The sequence below is a fragment of the Gordonia sp. JH63 genome (assembly GCF_009856645.1).
GTDB classification, from domain to species: Bacteria; Actinomycetota; Actinomycetes; order Mycobacteriales; family Mycobacteriaceae; genus Gordonia; species Gordonia hongkongensis.
Genome location: NZ_CP047235.1, coordinates 1,450,429 through 1,467,278, shown reverse-complemented (window position 1 = coordinate 1,467,278; position 16,850 = coordinate 1,450,429). Strand labels below are relative to the sequence as shown.

The window sequence follows — 16,850 nt, the reverse complement described above, 5'->3', positions numbered from 1 at the left end:
TCGATGGCTCCTCACCGGCGGGATGAGCACCGCCGGCACCGAGACTACGACCGAGGACCGATGAGTTTCACTGCCAGACAGCCGAATACAGCAGACTCACAGCGACACCGAACCGACCGCACAAGAACGACCGCGGGGCGGGAATCCTGTCGGATTCCCGCCCCGCGGCGTGAGGGAAGAGTCGATCAGCCGAGGCTGAAGTGCTTTCCGTTGAGCACCACGACACCCTTGACGGCGTCGGTATTGACCGTCACCTGGACGAAGGCGCGAGCAGCGGCGTAACCGGCGCAGCTCTCGACCTTGAACTGCTCCTGGCTGTAGGCCACGCCGCCCCGATTGCCTTTGAATGTGTAGGCACTCAGCTCGTAGTCGGTGTACGACTTGTCGGAACCCGACGTCTCGTTGATCAACCAAACGCGGTTGACTTCGCCGGGGCCGAGCGACAGACTGCCGCCGGAGCCGATGCTAGTCTCCGCTCCGCCTTGACCGGTAAGATCGGGTGCGGTCTCACCGTCGGCGCCGACGCCGCCGCCGCCAAAGTTGACCTGGCAGCCAACGTCATAACCGACCTTGACCGCACCACCCTCGGCCTTGCCGCCGACGGTCACACGGACCTTGCCCGACAGCCAGACCTCACGGGAAGTGGGGACGTTGCTGATCGGCCGCTGCACATTGACGTACTCGTCGAACAGCTGGACGGTGACGGGCGTGCCGTCGACCAGGGTCTTGGTGATGGTACCGCCCGGCAGCGGTCCGGCGGTGGCGCCGCCCGCGCCGAGGCTGGTGAGGCCCATCGCGACCGCACCGGCGATGCCCGCCGCCGCAACCACGCGACGCGTGATGTTCTTCTTCATGATTCCCCTTCGTGGAATATCGATCTGCTCAGGGCAGACAAGTCAGGTAAAGCTGGTTATCTGCGCCCTGGTCAGCCGATGCTGAAGGGCTTGCCGTACAGGGTGGACTGAATGAGGGTGCCCTCACCGGACAGCTTGCCGTCGTCGGTGCTGTAACCCTTTGCGCCGATGACCTTCACTGCCGAACGGGCCGATGCGAAGCCACCGCACTTGTTCAGGTTGAACGACAGCTGCGACAGCTGAACCGCCGCGACGCCCGAATCGGACAAATCCTTGTCGGTGATGTCGACAACGGTGACCTGGCCGGGCTTCAGACCAAGGCTGACCGCTCCATCAATGGCGATTCCGTCGAGAACGCCGCCAACGAAGTCAATGCCGCCGCCGAGTTCGAGGTCGATGCCGCCGACATCAACCTGGCAGCCGACGATGTACTTGACCGCCAACTTACCGCCGACTCCGGCGGACGCCTTCGCCGAGTAAGTGCCCGAGATCACGAAGCCGCGCGCAGCGGGATTATTCGCGACGGTCGGGATCGGGTACGCGTTCTCCCCGGTCCGCCAGGTCTGGATGGACTCCCCATCGATACCCGACGCCTTTTTGTACCCGTTCGGCAGCGGCGCTCCGGCCGCTTCGCCGACGCCCATGCCGGCCAGGCCCACGACCGCGGCCGAGGCGATCGCGACCGCGCCCGCGGCGCGGCGCAGCCCAAGCTTGCTGAACTTGCTCATTCGTTCCCTCTCACAGGATTCGGCTGTTACCCCGCGGAATGCACTCACACCCGCAAGTCATGACCCACGACGTTCGATGGGCTTCCACACAGTTACCACCAAGCCAGCTCTTATGCATGCCTTAGCTGTCGTTGAGAATCCATCGAATTCCTGGTCACTGCTGCGTTGTCACTCGCGACAGATCGCAGGACTCCCCCCGGTCCCCGACTCTGGGGACCGCGCGTCGTCGAGCCGAACGTTATCGGAGCGGTCTCAACTCGGGCAACAGGAGGACTCGGCCGTGTCACGAAGAGGGCACGCACCAGCGTGAATCTCGGATTCGCCAACGATAGAACGGCGAAAGTTAACGACAGGAAAACACGCTGATGTGACTACGTACGTAAAGAGCGAAATCACCCGTGATGCGGCGGCCGCTGCGCCTCGTACCAATCCTTAGAGCGCCCTGTGTGATGTTCGTCACTCTCGTCTGAAGTCAGTTCAGGAAGGGTGTTTCCGAACACCGCGTCGAGACGACGACGCCGCGCAGCTCGGTGCTGCGCGGCGTCATCATCGCTGTTCATCGGCAATTTCCGGGGTTCTGAAGACTCTGTTCCCACCGGTCGGATATCCCATCGAAAGTGGCCCGTCACCCTGTTAACCAGGAGTTTTCTTTGTATTGCTGAACAGATTTCGGGGCCGCTCGGAGGCCCTGCCGAGCGACCGGCTCAGAACTCGCTGATCGACTCGATGACGTACTTGGCGAGGGGTGCGGCAGTTGCCATGCCGTCGCGCACCGCAGCCCGCGAGTTGGCCAGGTTCACCACGAGTGTCTGTCCGGAGATTCCAGCCAGGCCGCGCGAAAGTCCGCCGTCGGTGGCTCCCGCCGCCAGACCGGAGCTGCGGACGGCCTCTTCTATACCCCGCAGACGCCGGTCCAGAAGGGGTTCGGTGGCTTCGGGCGTCACATCCCGGGCGCCGACGCCGACGCCGCCCACCGAGACCACGAGGTCCACTCCGCCGATCACCGCGGTGTTGAGCGCATTGCGGATCTCCACCTCGTCCCCGGAGACGACCACGGCGGCGTCGACGTGGAACCCCGCCTCGGCCAGCAGTTCGCTCACGAGCGGCCCGAGCAGACGCTGGTCCTCACCGTGGGCCGCCTCGTCGTCGACGACGACGACCAGCGCACGACCGATCTCTTCGCCCTGGGGGCGGTGAGCGGCCTGTTCGTGGCGCGCGACGAATTCCCGTGCCGCGGCGTCGGCCGCGACCACGTCGGCGGGGTCGACCGGACCCGGCCCGCCCGCGAGGCGGACGTCCAGTGAGTTCTCGTCGAGATCGGTCTCGGCGGAGACGGCGGTGGTACCCGGGTTGCGCGGAGCAGCGTCGGACATGACAGGCCCTTTCTTGATGGGTGGGACCGTCGAAACGGTCGTTCGTGCTGCGCTGTGCCGGCGCCCGCGGTGGGCGCCGGAACAGCCTCCTCGATGCAGTTGTGGTGGTCGGTCAGCCGGCCGCGAGCGTGCCGAGCTTCACCTGGGCGGTCTTGGTGGCGCCGTTGTCCACGTAGGTCACGGTGACCGTGTCGCCCGGTGCGTGCGATCGGACCGCGGCGACGAGGGCGTCCCCGGAGGAGATGACGCGGTCGTCGACCTTCGTGATGACCGCGTCCTCGGGGATGCCCGCGTTCGCAGCCGGACCGCCGGGCGTCACCGCGGTGACGACGGCCCCGGGTGCGTCGGACGCACCGCTCGGCCGTACCGACACACCGATGTTGGCGTGGCTGGCCTTGCCGGTGGCCTCGAGTTCCCTGGCCACCCGGATGGCCTGATCGATCGGGATCGCGAACCCGAGTCCGATGCTGCCACCGGCCTGTTGCTCACCCCCACCGAGGGTGGCGATCGCGGTGTTGATCCCGATCAGCGCGCCCCGGGCGTTCACCAGGGCACCGCCGGAGTTGCCCGGGTTGATCGCCGCGTCCGTCTGGATGGCGTCGATGACCGAGGTGGTGTTGGTCCCGGGGTCACGCGAGGTCAGCACGGGACGGTTGAGCGCGCTGATGATGCCGGTGGTGACGGTGCCCGCGAGTCCCAGCGGTGAACCGATCGCGATCACGTCCTGCCCGACGGCCAGGTTGTTCGAGTTGCCCACGGTGATCGGTGTGACGTCGTCGCGGTCGACCTTGATGACCGCGATGTCGGAGATCGGGTCGGCCCCCAGGACACGGGCCTCGGCCCGCGAACCGTCGGCGAAGTTGACCGCGACCCTCGACGCCGGGCCGTTGCCGCCGGCACTGACGACGTGGTTGTTCGTCATGATGACGCCGTCCTCACTGAGGACGACGCCCGAGCCGGAACCCATGGCCCCGCCGGACGCGACCTCGATGGAGACCACCGACGGGGTGACCCGGGCCGCGACCTCCTGCACGGAACCGGCCGGCGCGGCGACCGGCGTCGTGTTGTCGTTGCCGGGATCGCCGCCCAGCGGACCGTTGCTGGAACTGGAACCACCGTCCGACTCGGCGAGGTTGTATCCGGCCACGCCACCTACACCGCCCGCGACCAACGCCAGGACGAGTCCGGCCACCCCCAGCGCCACGAGGCGTCCGCCACTCTTCTTCTTGGCGGGTGCGGCCGAGGGGCCGTCCGGGCCCTGGTTCCCGAAGCCGGGCTGGGAGCCGAACGGCGGCTGTCCCGACTGTCCGTACGCGGGACCCGGACCGTAGTTGCCCTGTGGCGGGAACGGACTCGTCCCGGGCCTGCCGTACGACGATGTCGGCGCGTTGGCACCCGGATAACCCTGACCGCCCGGTGCGGGGAAGGAGCCCGACGGCGGACCGAACGGCCCGCCCTGTCCCGACGCCTCGTTGCCGGACGTCGCGCGGTGGCCCCCGCCCGGCTGGCCCCCACCGTGCTGACCACCGCCGTGTTGACCACCGCCGTGCTGACCGCCCCCGTAGGAGCTGTCACCGTGCGAACCGCCAGTCGTCATCTTCGTCTCTTCCTCGTCGGCCCGGCCATGCGCCGGTGCTTGTTGTCAGTGGCCGGGCCGGGACCGCAACACCTCGGCATCGTCGTACCCGAACTGCGCCTTCGGTCAACCCTAGGTGATCCGAGACCAGGTCACACCGGGCGAGTTCAAGGCTGTTCGCAGTCGTCGACAACCGAGTCGTCGGCCCGGCGCCACCCGCTTCTCCTCTACTGACGAATCACCTGCGGGGATGGTTCCGCCGCAGTTGCCCGGCCCGGCAGGGTCATCCGGATCAGCGCTCCCCCGAGCGGCGACGTGTCGGCGACCACGGTGCCGCCGTGTCGTTCGACCACCTGACGCACGATCGCCAGTCCCAGACCCGATCCCGGCATCGACCGCGACTGCGTCGACCGATAGAACCGCTCGAAGACGAGACCTCGGTCCTCCTCGGGAATTCCGGGACCGGCATCGGCGACGGTGAGCTCCGCGGTCGACATCCCGATCTGGGTCAGGCCGACGCTCACCGTGCGGCCGGGAGGACTCCACTTCGCCGCGTTGTCGAGCACGTTCAGCACCGCGCGCGACAGTCCATGTGCCTCGCCGAACACGAACCACGGGGCGAGGTCGACCTCGAACTCGACGTCGTTGCGGCGGCGTCGAACTCGTTCGAGGGCCTGCTCCACGGTTTCGGCGAGATCGACCTCCTCGTAGACCACTTCCGGCGCGTCCTCGCGGGCGAGGTCGACGAGATCGCCCACGAGCGTGGACAATTCCTCGATCTGCGCCATCACATCGGCACGGAGATCGACCATGTCCTCCTCCGGTACCGCCCGCGCCCCGGGACGACTCGCGGCGATCAGCAACTCCAGATTGGTCCGCAACGAGGTCAACGGGGTCCGCAGCTCGTGTCCGGCGTCGGCGACCAGACGTGCCTGCCGATCCCGGGACTCGTCGAGGGCGCGCAGCATGGCGTTGAAACTGACCGTGAGCTTGGCGAGTTCGTCGTTGCCGGTCACCGGGATGGGCGTCAGGTCGTTGGTCCGCGCGACCCGCTCCACGGCGCGGTTGAGCCGCGAGACCGGCCGCAACCCGGCGCGCGCCACCGTCGTCCCGGCCAGGGCGGCGAGGGCGACCCCGCCGCAACCGACGACGAAGAGCACCCAGGCCAGACGCTTGAGCACCCGGTCGGTCTGGATGAGGCTCTGTGCGAGCACGAGGGTGTTGCCGTCGTCGAGTTTGCGGGTCAGGACACGCTGATTGCGCGTGGTGCGCAGGCTCTGCTGCGTGGAACCGGGCACGGACGGCGACCGGACGATGCCGCGCTCGACGTCGTCGAACGGCACCTGACCGATGAGATACGTCTCGCCGCTGGGGGTCACCAGCGCGATGGAGATGTTGGTGGAGAACACCGTTCCGGCCACCAGTTGCTCGGGCTGCGTACGCAGGACCCCCGCGCGGGCGAGCGCGGCCATCCCGTCGGCGCGACTCTCGAGCTGCTGGTCGACATCGTTGTACATCGCGCGATACACGACGAAATACGCGGCCGCGGCCATCAGACTCACCGAGACCAGCACGACGGTCGCCGACAGGATCGTCACGCGGGTACGCAGCGACACCGCGCGCATCAGCGGCATCGGCGCCCGCATCTCCTTTTCGTCCGACCCGACACCGGTGGTGTGCCCCGTGATCGCCCGGGTGAGGCGGTCGCGGAGGAGATCCCGGGTCTTCGGGTGTCGCGACGTCGAGTTCGACGACTTGCCGATCACTAGGGCGGCGTCTCCCGCAGGACGTACCCGACGCCGCGCACGGTGTGGATCAGTCGGGGCTCGCCGTCGGCCTCGGTCTTGCGCCGGAGATAGCCGACGTACACCTCGAGCGCATTCCCCGACGTCGGGAAGTCGTAACCCCAGACCTCTTCGAGGATGCGGCTGCGCGACAACACCCGGCGCGGATTGGCCATGAGCATCTCGAGCAGGGCGAACTCGGTGCGCGTCAGACTGATCGAGCGCTCGCCGCGGGTGACGTCGCGGGTGACGGGATCGAGCGACAGATCCGCGAACGTCAGGGTCTCCGAATCCGCGTCCTCGTCCGGCGAGGCACGGCGCAACAGCGCCCGCAACCGGGCGAGGAGTTCCTCGAGGGCGAACGGCTTGGGCAGGTAGTCGTCGGCTCCGGCGTCGAGGCCCGACACCCGCTCGGACACCGAGTCGCGTGCGGTCAGCACCAGGATGGGGAGGTCGTCACCGGCAGAGCGGAGCCGGCGGCACACCTCGAGGCCGTCGAGCCGAGGCATCATCACGTCGAGGATCGCCACGTCGGGCCGGTCGGCCAGGATCTTCTCGAGTGCCTCGATGCCGTCGCCCGCGGTCTCGACGCTGTAGCCGTTGAAGGTGAGCGACCGTCGCAACGACTCCCGGACGGCCCGATCGTCATCGACCACGAGGATGCGCATGGCTACAGTCTTATCCACCCCGGCTGAGATCCGGCTGAGCAACGCCGAAACCCACCCGTTCAAGTGACGGAGTCGGCGTTCACCTGCGGTTCCGGCGGCCTTTCACATCGGGGACCGAGTTCTGTGAGGTCAAGTTGATGGATGCGTAACGCCGGGCTTCGGGTCGCGAAACATCGACCTCCGACGCTGGAACCCGTGACCCTGTCTGCCCCGACTCGATCTGTCGTGTCCCGATCGGTGATGTCGCTGTGCGCCTATTGCGGTGTCGGTTGCGGCATGGAGATGAAGCTCGACGACGATTCCGACCGCGTCACCAAGACGATCGGCCGGCCCGATCATCCGACGAACTTCGGGCGACTGTGCACCAAGGGGTCCACCACCGCGGACATGCTCGCCGCCGGCGGGCGCCTGTCCACCGCGCTGGTCCGAGACGATCGGGGCGGCCAGCTCCGGCCCGCCGAACTCGACGCCATCGTCACCGACACCGCGCGACGCCTGCGCGACATCGTCGACGAGCACGGGCCCGACGCGGTGGCCCTGTATGTGTCGGGCCAGATGTCGCTGGAGGCGCAGTACCTGGCGAACAAGCTGGCCAAGGGATTCCTGCGCACCAACCAGATCGAGTCGAACTCGCGGCTGTGCATGGCGAGCGCCGGGACCGGATACAAACTGTCGCTCGGATCCGACGGGCCGCCCGGGTCGTACCAGGACTTCGACCACGCCGACGTCTTCCTGGTCATCGGTGCCAACATGGCCGACTGTCACCCGATCCTGTTCCTGCGCATGATGGACCGGGTCAAGGCCGGGGCGAAGCTGATCGTCGTCGATCCTCGACGCACGGCGACGGCCGACAAGGCGGACCTGTTCCTGCAGATCCGGTCCGGGACCGACCTCGCCTTCCTCAACGGCCTGCTGCACCTGCTCATCGAGAACGGCCACACCGACACCGAGTTCATCGAGTCGTTCACCGACGGCTTCGACCAGATCCCCGACTTCGCCGCCCAGTACCCGCCGGATGTCGTCGAATCGATCACCGGGATCGCGGCGTCGGACCTGCGGGCCGCGGCCGAGCTCATCGGCAACGCAGCCAACTGGATGAGTTGCTGGACGATGGGCCTCAACCAGTCCACCCACGGGACCTGGAACACCAACGCGCTCATCAACCTCCACCTCGCCACCGGCGCGATCTGCCGGCTCGGCAGCGGACCGTTCTCACTGACCGGACAGCCGAACGCCATGGGCGGGCGCGAGATGGGTTACATGGGCCCGGGACTGCCCGGCCAGCGCGCTGTCGTGTCCGCGGCGGACCGTGAGTTCGTGGAAGGTGTCTGGGGTGTTCCGGCCGGGACCCTGCGCACCGACGTGGGCGGCGGCACCATCGACATGTTCCGTCGGATGGCCGACGGCGAGATCAAGGCGTGCTGGATCATCTGCACCAATCCCGTTGCCTCGGTGGCGAATCGCAAGACCGTCATCGAGGGACTCGAGCGCGCCGAGCTCGTGATCACCCAGGACACCTTCGTCGACACCGAGACCAACCAGTACGCCGACGTGGTGCTGCCCGCGACGCTGTGGTCGGAGTCGACCGGTGTGATGGTCAACTCCGAACGCAACCTCACCCTGTTCGAACCCGCGCTCGACGCCCCTGGACAGGCGATCCCGGACTGGCAGCTCATCGCGCGCATCGCCGCCGAGATGGGGTACGCCGACGCCTTCGACTATGCGAGCGCCGAGGAGGTGTTCGAGGAGATCAAACGGTTCGCGAACCCGAACACCGGCTACGACTTGCGCGGGGTGACCTACGACCGGCTCCGCCGCACGCCGATGCAATGGCCGTGCCCGCCGGCCGAAGACGGCGAGCCCGATCCGGTGGACACCGGTGCCCGCAACCCGATCCGGTATCTCAACGACGGTCGCAGTCAGACTCTCCACCGCCTCGACGACGGGTCGACGCCGCGCCTCGCGTTCGCCACCCCCAGCCGCCGCGCCCAGTTCTTCGCCCGTCCCCACCTCGACCCGGCCGAGATGCCCGACGACGACTACCCCTTCCTGCTGAACACGGGCCGGTTGCCCCATCAGTGGCACACCATGACCAAGACCGGCCGGGTGGCCAAGCTCAACAAACTCAACCCGGAGCCCTTCGTCGAGATACATCCCGACGATGCCGACCGGTTGGGCATCACCGCCGCGGACAAGGTCGAGGTGGCGTCCCGTCGCGGCCGGGCGGTGTTGCCGGCGCGGATCTCCGACCGCGTGCGACCCGGCAACTGCTTCGTACCGTTTCACTGGAACGACGTCTTCGGCGAACACCTGGCGATCAATGCCGTCACCGCCGACGCGGTGGATCCGTTGTCGCAGCAGCCGGAGCTGAAAGTGTGTGCGGTGACCCTGATCCGGGTGCCCGGTTCGCGCGGTGACGTCGACGATGCGCCGGTCGTCGCCGCGGGTTCGACGGAACTCGGGGTCGCACTGGGGGTCTCGGGTGTCAAGGCGCCTGCGATGACCCCCGCCGAGCGCCTCTACCTGGCCGGTCTGGTGGCCGGCGTGGGCGACTCACCCGCGGGCAGTCCAGTGCTCCCGGCCGATGCGCCGCTGGGTGCCGAGCTCCGCGTCTGGGTGTCAGGTGTTCTCGCCGGCCTGTACTCCCGCGCGGCCGCCGCACCCGATCCCGCTGTCCCCCGGTCCGACTCATCGCCGTCGGAACCGGACACCGACACGGTGACGGTGCTCTGGGCCTCGCAGATGGGCAACGCCGAGGAGCTCGCCGCAGAGGCCGCCGAGCGCGTCAAGGCCAGCGGCCTCCGGGTCGACGCCCGGTCGATGGACGATGTCGAGGTCGGCGAACTGAAGGGCACGGCCCTGTTCGTCACCTCGACCACCGGGGACGGCGATCCGCCGGACAACGGTACATCGTTCTGGGACGCGCTGAACTCCGACGACGCACCCGACCTGTCCGGTGTCGACTACGCGGTGCTGGCGCTCGGCGACTCCAATTACGACGACTTCTGCGGCCACGGACGCAAACTCGACACCCGCATCGGTGAACTGGGTGGCCGTCGCCTGCTCGAGCGCGTCGACTGCGAACCCGACTTCGAGGAGACGGCGGGCGGTTGGTTGACCGAGGTCATCCGGGCGATCAGCATGTCGAACCGGGCACCCACCTCGGGGGTGACCGGTGACCGGGTGACCGTGGTCAGTGAACCGGCCGACTCCGCGGCGGCGCCCTCGGTACGTTCCGCGCCGGCCTATTCGCGGAAGAAGCCGCTGCTCACCTCGCTCGTGCGGAACGTCAAGCTCAACTCCGAGGGTTCCGGTAAGGACGTGCGTAACTTCGGGTTCCACTTGCCCGCCGACACGATGTCGTACCAGGCCGGGGACGCGCTGGGGGTCTGGCCGCGCAACGACCCGACGCTCGTCGAGGAGTTCCTCGACCGCACCGGCCTCAACGCCGACGCGTCGGTGACCGTGGGCGGCGATGAGGTCGCGTTGCACATCGCCCTGCGCGACCGCATCGAATTCGCTCGTGTGACACCGGATCTCATTCGTTTCGTCGCCGACCGTACCGGTTCCGCCGATCTCAGGACGCTCATCGCACCGGGGAACAAACAGCAGTTCAACGACTGGGCATGGGGGCGACAGTCGGTCGACGTGCTGGCCGATCATCCCGTCACCGCCGACGCCTCGGAGTGGATGCAGGTCCTCAAACCGATGGTCCCCCGGTCGTATTCGATCTCATCGAGTCCCCTGGAGAGTCCTGACGAGATCCAACTGACGGTGTCGGCCGTGCGCTACAACCTGTTCGGCACGCCGCGCGGTGGTGTCTGCTCGACCTTCCTGGCCGACCGCGCCGACGACGAGATCGGCGTGTTCGTCACCTCCACGAGCCACTTCCGGCCGCCGGCCGATCCCGACACCCCGATGATCATGATCGGCCCCGGCACCGGCATCGCCCCGTTCCGCGGTTTCCTTCGCGAACGCGAGGCCCTGGGGCACACCGGGAAGAACTGGCTGTTCTTCGGCGAGCAGTACTCGGCGACCGATTTCTACTATCGCGACGAGTTGACGACCATGCTCGGCGACGGACTGCTCACCCGCCTCGACGTCGCGTTCTCGCGCGATCAGGATCGCAAGATCTACGTCCAGGACCGGATGCGCGAACACGGCGAGGAGCTCTACCAGTGGCTGCACGACGGCGCTCACGTCTACGTCTGCGGCGACGCGACACGGATGGCCAAGGACGTCGACGCGACACTGAAAGGCATTGTCGCGCAGTACGGTCGCCGCTCCCCCGCGAGCGCGGAGTCGTACGTCAAGGCACTCGCAGCCGACAAACGCTATGTGCGGGACGTGTACTGACAAGCCCTCGCAACGCCTTCCGCTCCCTGAGGAGGCCCGGAGCCTACGGAGGGTGACCCCACACGCTCCCTGAGGCGCGACGCTTCCCTATGCTCCCTGAGGTGCGACGCTTCCCTATGCTCCCTGAGGTGCGACGCTTCCCTTTGCTCCCTGAGGTGCGACGCTTCCCTATGCTCCCTGAGGTGCGACGCTTCCCTATGCTCCCTGAGGTGCGAGGAGCGCAAGCGACGAGCCACGAAGGGCAACGCAAGTCGGAGTACCCAGGCGACGCGAGCTGCCGCGAACTCTCCACAGGGGGGGTACATACGTTCCACGGGCTGCCAGAATCTTCCACGATACTGCGATGGCATCGGTATACATCCTCGAGTGCGCGGACGGGAAGTACTACGTCGGAAGCACGCGCGACCTCGACAATCGGTTACGCCAACACAGCTCGGCGCAGGTTGGTTTCACTGCTCACCGCCAGCCGGTGAGGCTGGCGTGGTCGGTTGAACTGTCACTGGACGACGCCTACGCGATCGAGCGACGAATTCACGGCTGGTCTCGTGCGAAGAAGAAGGCACTGATCGACGGGGATATCGATCTACTTCGCGCCCGGGCAGGGCGCAGGGGCGGTCGCCCACGCTGACATTGACACGAGGCTTTGTGAACAAACGTGCAGGAGGACTTTCAGTGCCGTCACCAGCCCCCCGTGGCTCGTAGCTATCGCTCCTCACAGATCAGGGTCTCCGGCCTGACGGCCGTCGTGGGCCACGAAAGACCACTCCTGGGCGACTGAACTCATGCCTCCTGAGGTGCGAGCGAAGCGAGCCACGAAGGGCACCGCAACGCGTCTCACCAGGCCCTTCGTGGCAGTGAGAATGGGTGTGGGTGGTTGACCGGGTTTGGGTCTGACTTACTTCGTGGCTGACGGTGCTGTCATGGGCGAGATGTGTCGGCCCGGAACTGCGGTCGATCACCTGCACCAAGTGACCTGTGAGGACCGGGGCGGGTGTGACCTGATTAGGACCCTGTCTGGCTGGTAGGCCGTGACTCTTCACTGTCCTGTCCACCCGCCCCGGTGAGGTCATCCCACACCGCAGTGAAGGAGACACCGCCAGAATGGCTGAGACAGCAGTGACCACGCAAGTGGTCGTACTCGGAGTCGACACCCATCAACAGACCCACCACGCCGCGATCGTCGCCACCGACGGCCGCCCGCTGGCCGATCGCGAGTTCCCGACCACCACCGCCGGCTACACCCAGTTGTGGCAGTGGGCGTGTGGCTTCGGCCGCGTCGAGGATGCCGCAGTGGAATCGAGCGCCTCCTATGGGGCCGGGTTGACCCGGATGCTCACCGCTGAAGGGGTGCGAGTGATCGAGGTCAACACCCCCGATCTGCCGCGCCGCTACGCCCACGGTAAGACCGATCAACTCGATGCCTACGCCGCAGCGATGGCAGTCATCACCGGCCGCGCGACCGCGGTGGCCAAAGACACCCGCGGCGCGGTCGAATCTGTTCGGATGCTCACCGTGGCAAGGGCTTCGGCCGTCGAGGAAGCCACCCGCATCGGTAACCAGATCCGTGATCTGTGTACCACCGCACCGGTCGAGTACGCCGATCAAGCGCGCCAGGCGCGCACCATCGCCAAGCGGGCAGCGTTCATCAAAGGGCTACCGGTGCCGGCCGAGAAAGCTGATCTGTCCGGGCCGGCCGCGGCGTTCGTGCGCGCGGCGCGGTCGCTGCTCGACCGACACCGACTCGCCCAACAACAAGCCCGGTCTTTGGCCCGCGAACTCACACGACTGCTGAGCAAGCTGGTACCCACCCTGCTCTCGCGCCCGCAGATCGGGCCGATCACCGCCGCGCGCCTGGTGATCACCGCCGGTGACAACGTCGAGCGGATGGGCACCGAGGCACGGTTCGCCAAACTCGTCGGCGCCGCCCCGTTACCGGCATCCTCAGGCAAAACCAGCCGTCACCGGCTCAACCGGGGTGGGGACCGGCAAGCCAACAGTGCTCTGCACATGATCGCGGTCGGACGCATGAAATCCCACGCCCCCACCCGCGCCTACGTCGAGCGGCGTTCCGCCGAACACAAAACGAAGAAAGACATCCTCCGCTGCCTCAAGCGCTACATCGCCCGCGAAGTGTTCCGCGACCTCACCACCGACCTCGGAGCACTTGACAAGCTATAGGACCCTCTCGTCGCTATCGCTCCTCACACCTCAGGGAGCATTCGTTTGTCACCAACGCCCGCAGGAGCACCCAACCAGACGACGATGTCCCCGTCCCGGTCCTCGACGCGGTAGACGCCGATGGAGTCGATACCGTCCGAGGTGCATCGGCCATCGGCCAGTTCGAAGGCGTACTGGTGCAACGGACACACGACCTTGCCCAGATCGAACTGGCCGTCGGCGAGCGGTCCCCCGCGGTGCGGGCAGACGGCGTCGGTGGCGCGCAGGGTCCCGTCGGTCAGGCGGAACACCGCGATCTGCCTGTCTTGCATCGCATATGCGCGGCTCTCGCCGACCTGCAGGTCGTCCAGTTGCCCCACGACGACGCCGGCGTCTGCCGACACGCTGGTCATCGGACCGGCACCCGGGGCAGCGGCAGCAGCGGAAGCGCCGAGGTGAACTGCGCGGGCGATTTGGGTTCGGCGCGGTCCAGCCAGGGATCGACGTAGGCCTCGACCGCGGCGTCGATCCCCTCCTGCAACCCGGCGACCAGTCCGTCACGGTCGTCGACGATGATCGCGCGGAGTTCCTCGATGCCGATGCGCGGTACGAATGCGTACGTCCGCTCCAGCCACTTGCCCTGCTCGCGGTAGTACTGGATGAAGATGCCGCACAACCGGATCACCTCGTCGGCCGAATTCACGGTGGCCAGCAGGTCGCCCTTGCGGATGTGCGCGCCGGCGGCGCCACCGACGTAGATCTCCCACTTGCCGTCACCGATCGCGACCACGCCGAAGTCCTTGCACAGCGCCTCGGCGCAATTGCGCGGACACCCGGTCACCGCGAGCTTCAGCTTCGCCGGCGACTCCAGACCCTGGTAGCGCGTCTCGATGTCGATGCCGAGCTGCGTCGAGTCGCCGAGACCGAATCGGCAATAGTCGGTGCCGACACAGGTTTTGACCGTCCGGAAGCTCTTGCCGTACGCGTACCCCGACGGCATGCCGAGATCTTCCCAGACCTTTGGCAGGTCTTCCTTCTTCACGCCGAGCAGATCCAGTCGCTGCCCACCGGTCGCCTTGATCATCGGGATCGAGTACTTCTCCGCGACGTCGGCGATCTTGCGCAACTGCTCGGGTGACGTCACCCCGCCCTTCATCTGGGGCACCACCGAGAAGGTGCCGTCACGCTGGATGTTCGCGTGCACCCGGTCGTTGACGAACAATGCACCGGGTTCGCGTTTCCACTCCGAGCCCCAGATGATCCGCAACAGCGAGGCGAGCGGCATCTTCGCCGTCGCGTCCTCGCCGCCGGGTGCGAGTTTGTCGAACACCTCGCTGACCGACCGCAGGTCCTGCCGTCGGATGGCATCTATCAGTTCGGGTTTCGTCAGCGGGATGGCCGGGACGTACCAATCGGCGGACGCGTCGGCGGTGAGCTCGTCCCCCGCTGCGAGTTCGACGATGTCGGCGACAAGCCCCTTGCAGGAACCACATCCTTTGCCGGCGCGGGTCTTCGCGCACACCTCGCCGACGCTCGTGCATCCCGATGCCACGCAGGCCACGATGTCGCCCTTGGTGACCCCGTTGCAGTTGCACACCTGCACGTCGTCGGCGAGCTCGGCCGCCCCGGTCTCGGCGCTGGGGGTGCCCAGGTCGAACAGCATCGAGATGCGTTCGTCGGGAAGCGGTACCTTGTCGTCGAAGGCCTGCGTGAGGAAGTTGACCTTCGAGATGTCGCCCAGCAGCATCGCTCCGATGAGCTTGTTGTCACGGACCACGACGCTCTTGTAGACGCCGTTGCGTGGTTCGTAGAACTGGACGAATTCGTCGTCCTCGCGTTCCGGTCCCTTGACCCCCATGGCCGCGACGTCGACACCGGCGACCTTCAACTTGGTGGTCAGTCGCGAACCATGGTATTCGGCAGCCGGATTCGCGCCGGTGAGGACGTCGGCGAGCACGACTGCCTGCTCCCACAGCGGTGCGACGAGACCGTACACCTCACTGCGGTGCTGCGCGCACTCCCCGACCGCGTAGATGAAGGCCTCGTCCTCGCAACGCATCTGGTCGTCGACGACGATGCCGCGCTCGACGACCAGACCTGCGCCGCGGGCGATCTCGACGTTGGGACGAATGCCGGCCGTCACCACGATCATGTCGGCGGGCAGCGAATCGCCGTCGGTGAAACCGACTCCCGCGACGGTCCCGTCGTCGTTGCGCAACACCGCCGTCGTCCGCTTGCCGGTGTGGACACCGACCCCCAGCGCCTCGATCTGGTTGCGCAGCACCTTGCCGCCGCGCTCGTCGAGTTGCTGGTTCATCAGGTGCCCGGGCGAGTGCACGACGTCGACGGCCACACCCTGGGTTTGCAGTCCGTAGGCGGCTTCGAGTCCGAGCAACCCGCCGCCGATCACCACCGCGCGCACGTTGTCGCGAGACTCGGCCATCTGCAGCATGCCGTTCGTGTCCTCGATGGTGCGGAAGCCGAACACGCCGCGTGCGAGCCGGCCGTCGGACTCGCGGAGTCCGTCCATGTTGGGGAAAAACGTGTGGGACCCGGTCGCGATGATCAGCACGTCGAATTCGATGACCCGTCCGCTCGCGCAGGTCACCGTCTTGGCGAACCGATCGATCGACTCGGCGCGATCACCGGAGTGGAGCGTGACGTCGTTCTCCCGGTACCACGCCATCGGGTTGAGCATGAGGTCGTCGTCGTCGACCGCGGTCTCCCCGGCCAGCACGTGGCTGAGCATGATCCGGTTGTAGTTCCCGTACGGCTCGTCGCCGATCATGGTGATGGCGAACTGTTCCCGGCCGCCGCGGGAGATGATCTCCTCCACGGTGCGCGCGCCGGCCATGCCGTTGCCGACCACGACCAACCGACGCGTGGGAACCGGCGGCGTCACGTGCTCGTCCCCCATCAGAAGATGACCATCCCGAAGTCGACGACGACCTCACCGCTCGCGCCCTCCGGCGCGGCGAGGAGGAGCTCCAGCGTGGTGTCGGGTTCCACGTCTTCGACGACCCGCAACGGCACGTTGACCGACGACCTCGCGCCCATCGGGAACATCCGCATCGGCGTGCCGTCGCGAACCAGGGTCACACAGATGAGTTCGTCGCAGCTGTTGCCGCCGCGAAAGTACAACGGCTGAGCCGTCATCCCGGGCGGGACGACGAAGGTCAGCGACGCATCGATCGGTCCCGGCTTCGACAGGCCCGACCCGGAGAACGCGTAGACACCCTGCAGGAATTGTGGAGTGCTCGACATGCCGCCACTATCCGCGAGGCGCATGAAATGCGACTTGCCTCGGTGTTACGGCGACGTTGTCTGGTTCTCACCGGCCCGGCCCGCCCGCGA

The 16,850-nt window shown here is 67.1% G+C and carries 12 protein-coding genes; 3 read left to right on the top strand and 9 right to left on the bottom strand.

Going from position 1 to position 16,850, the window contains the following annotated elements:
• Positions 1-185: 185 nt before the first annotated feature.
• From GR168_RS06635 to GR168_RS06610, 6 genes are all read right to left on the bottom strand, one after another.
• On the bottom strand, positions 186-854 hold the full coding sequence (locus GR168_RS06635; RefSeq protein ID WP_068970896.1) for an MspA family porin: 669 nt from the start codon (positions 852-854) through the stop codon (positions 186-188).
• 71 nt (positions 855-925) lie between these two features.
• Positions 926-1,582: an MspA family porin gene (locus tag GR168_RS06630; protein WP_068970897.1), complete on the bottom strand. Its 657-nt coding sequence runs from the start codon at positions 1,580-1,582 to the stop codon at positions 926-928.
• Positions 1,583-2,286: 704 nt separating this feature from the next.
• Positions 2,287-2,955 carry a molybdenum cofactor synthesis domain-containing protein gene (locus GR168_RS06625; protein ID WP_058251498.1) on the bottom strand — a complete coding sequence of 223 codons (669 nt, stop codon included), beginning with the start codon at positions 2,953-2,955 and terminating at the stop codon, positions 2,287-2,289.
• A 112-nt stretch (positions 2,956-3,067) separates the two neighbouring features.
• Positions 3,068-4,552 (bottom strand): trypsin-like peptidase domain-containing protein, encoded by a 1,485-nt coding sequence (locus tag GR168_RS06620; protein ID WP_159370352.1) that lies wholly within the window; start codon positions 4,550-4,552, stop codon positions 3,068-3,070.
• 206 nt (positions 4,553-4,758) lie between these two features.
• Complete coding sequence (locus tag GR168_RS06615; RefSeq protein WP_159370351.1) at positions 4,759-6,297, bottom strand: HAMP domain-containing sensor histidine kinase; 1,539 nt, start codon at positions 6,295-6,297, stop codon at positions 4,759-4,761.
• Positions 6,297-6,983 (bottom strand): response regulator transcription factor, encoded by a 687-nt coding sequence (locus tag GR168_RS06610; protein WP_058251501.1) that lies wholly within the window; start codon positions 6,981-6,983, stop codon positions 6,297-6,299. The genes GR168_RS06615 and GR168_RS06610 overlap by 1 nt, the downstream gene beginning before the upstream one ends.
• A gap of 240 nt (positions 6,984-7,223) precedes the next feature.
• Here GR168_RS06610 and GR168_RS06605 point away from each other — a divergent pair, with 240 nt between their 5' ends.
• From GR168_RS06605 to GR168_RS06595, 3 genes are all read left to right on the top strand, one after another.
• Complete coding sequence (locus GR168_RS06605) at positions 7,224-11,339, top strand: bifunctional nitrate reductase/sulfite reductase flavoprotein subunit alpha (RefSeq protein WP_159371851.1); 4,116 nt, start codon at positions 7,224-7,226, stop codon at positions 11,337-11,339.
• A gap of 343 nt (positions 11,340-11,682) precedes the next feature.
• The gene (locus tag GR168_RS06600) at positions 11,683-11,967 is read left to right on the top strand and encodes a GIY-YIG nuclease family protein (protein WP_159370350.1); all 285 of its coding nucleotides are present in this window, start codon (positions 11,683-11,685) and stop codon (positions 11,965-11,967) included.
• A 473-nt stretch (positions 11,968-12,440) separates the two neighbouring features.
• Complete coding sequence (locus GR168_RS06595; protein WP_159370349.1) at positions 12,441-13,517, top strand: IS110 family transposase; 1,077 nt, start codon at positions 12,441-12,443, stop codon at positions 13,515-13,517.
• Positions 13,518-13,540: 23 nt separating this feature from the next.
• On the opposite strand, the gene GR168_RS06590 is transcribed toward GR168_RS06595, so the two are convergent.
• Genes GR168_RS06590 through GR168_RS06580 form a run of 3 tightly spaced genes read right to left on the bottom strand, consistent with a single transcriptional unit; the run spans position 13,541 to position 16,760 of the window.
• Complete coding sequence (locus GR168_RS06590; RefSeq protein WP_065630218.1) at positions 13,541-13,909, bottom strand: Rieske (2Fe-2S) protein; 369 nt, start codon at positions 13,907-13,909, stop codon at positions 13,541-13,543.
• Positions 13,906-16,413 carry a nitrite reductase large subunit NirB gene (gene nirB, locus GR168_RS06585; RefSeq protein ID WP_159370348.1) on the bottom strand — a complete coding sequence of 836 codons (2,508 nt, stop codon included), beginning with the start codon at positions 16,411-16,413 and terminating at the stop codon, positions 13,906-13,908. Before nirB ends, GR168_RS06590 begins: the two co-directional genes overlap by 4 nt.
• On the bottom strand, positions 16,413-16,760 hold the full coding sequence (locus tag GR168_RS06580; RefSeq protein WP_065630247.1) for a molybdopterin oxidoreductase: 348 nt from the start codon (positions 16,758-16,760) through the stop codon (positions 16,413-16,415). Before GR168_RS06580 ends, nirB begins: the two co-directional genes overlap by 1 nt.
• Positions 16,761-16,850: the final 90 nt, after the last annotated feature.

What these genes read in the sequence shown, in the direction of transcription:
- GR168_RS06635 (WP_068970896.1), bottom strand. Translation starts at nt 854, where the DNA reads ATGAAGAAGAACATCACGCGTCGCGTGGTTGCGGCGGCGGGCATCGCC.
- GR168_RS06630 (WP_068970897.1), bottom strand. Translation starts at nt 1,582, where the DNA reads ATGAGCAAGTTCAGCAAGCTTGGGCTGCGCCGCGCCGCGGGCGCGGTC.
- GR168_RS06625 (WP_058251498.1), bottom strand. Translation starts at nt 2,955, where the DNA reads ATGTCCGACGCTGCTCCGCGCAACCCGGGTACCACCGCCGTCTCCGCC.
- GR168_RS06620 (WP_159370352.1), bottom strand. Translation starts at nt 4,552, where the DNA reads ATGACGACTGGCGGTTCGCACGGTGACAGCTCCTACGGGGGCGGTCAG.
- GR168_RS06610 (WP_058251501.1), bottom strand. Translation starts at nt 6,983, where the DNA reads ATGCGCATCCTCGTGGTCGATGACGATCGGGCCGTCCGGGAGTCGTTG.
- GR168_RS06605 (WP_159371851.1), top strand. Translation starts at nt 7,224, where the DNA reads ATGTCGCTGTGCGCCTATTGCGGTGTCGGTTGCGGCATGGAGATGAAG.
- GR168_RS06600 (WP_159370350.1), top strand. Translation starts at nt 11,683, where the DNA reads ATGGCATCGGTATACATCCTCGAGTGCGCGGACGGGAAGTACTACGTC.
- GR168_RS06595 (WP_159370349.1), top strand. Translation starts at nt 12,441, where the DNA reads ATGGCTGAGACAGCAGTGACCACGCAAGTGGTCGTACTCGGAGTCGAC.
- GR168_RS06590 (WP_065630218.1), bottom strand. Translation starts at nt 13,909, where the DNA reads ATGACCAGCGTGTCGGCAGACGCCGGCGTCGTCGTGGGGCAACTGGAC.
- nirB (WP_159370348.1), bottom strand. Translation starts at nt 16,413, where the DNA reads ATGGGGGACGAGCACGTGACGCCGCCGGTTCCCACGCGTCGGTTGGTC.
- GR168_RS06580 (WP_065630247.1), bottom strand. Translation starts at nt 16,760, where the DNA reads ATGTCGAGCACTCCACAATTCCTGCAGGGTGTCTACGCGTTCTCCGGG.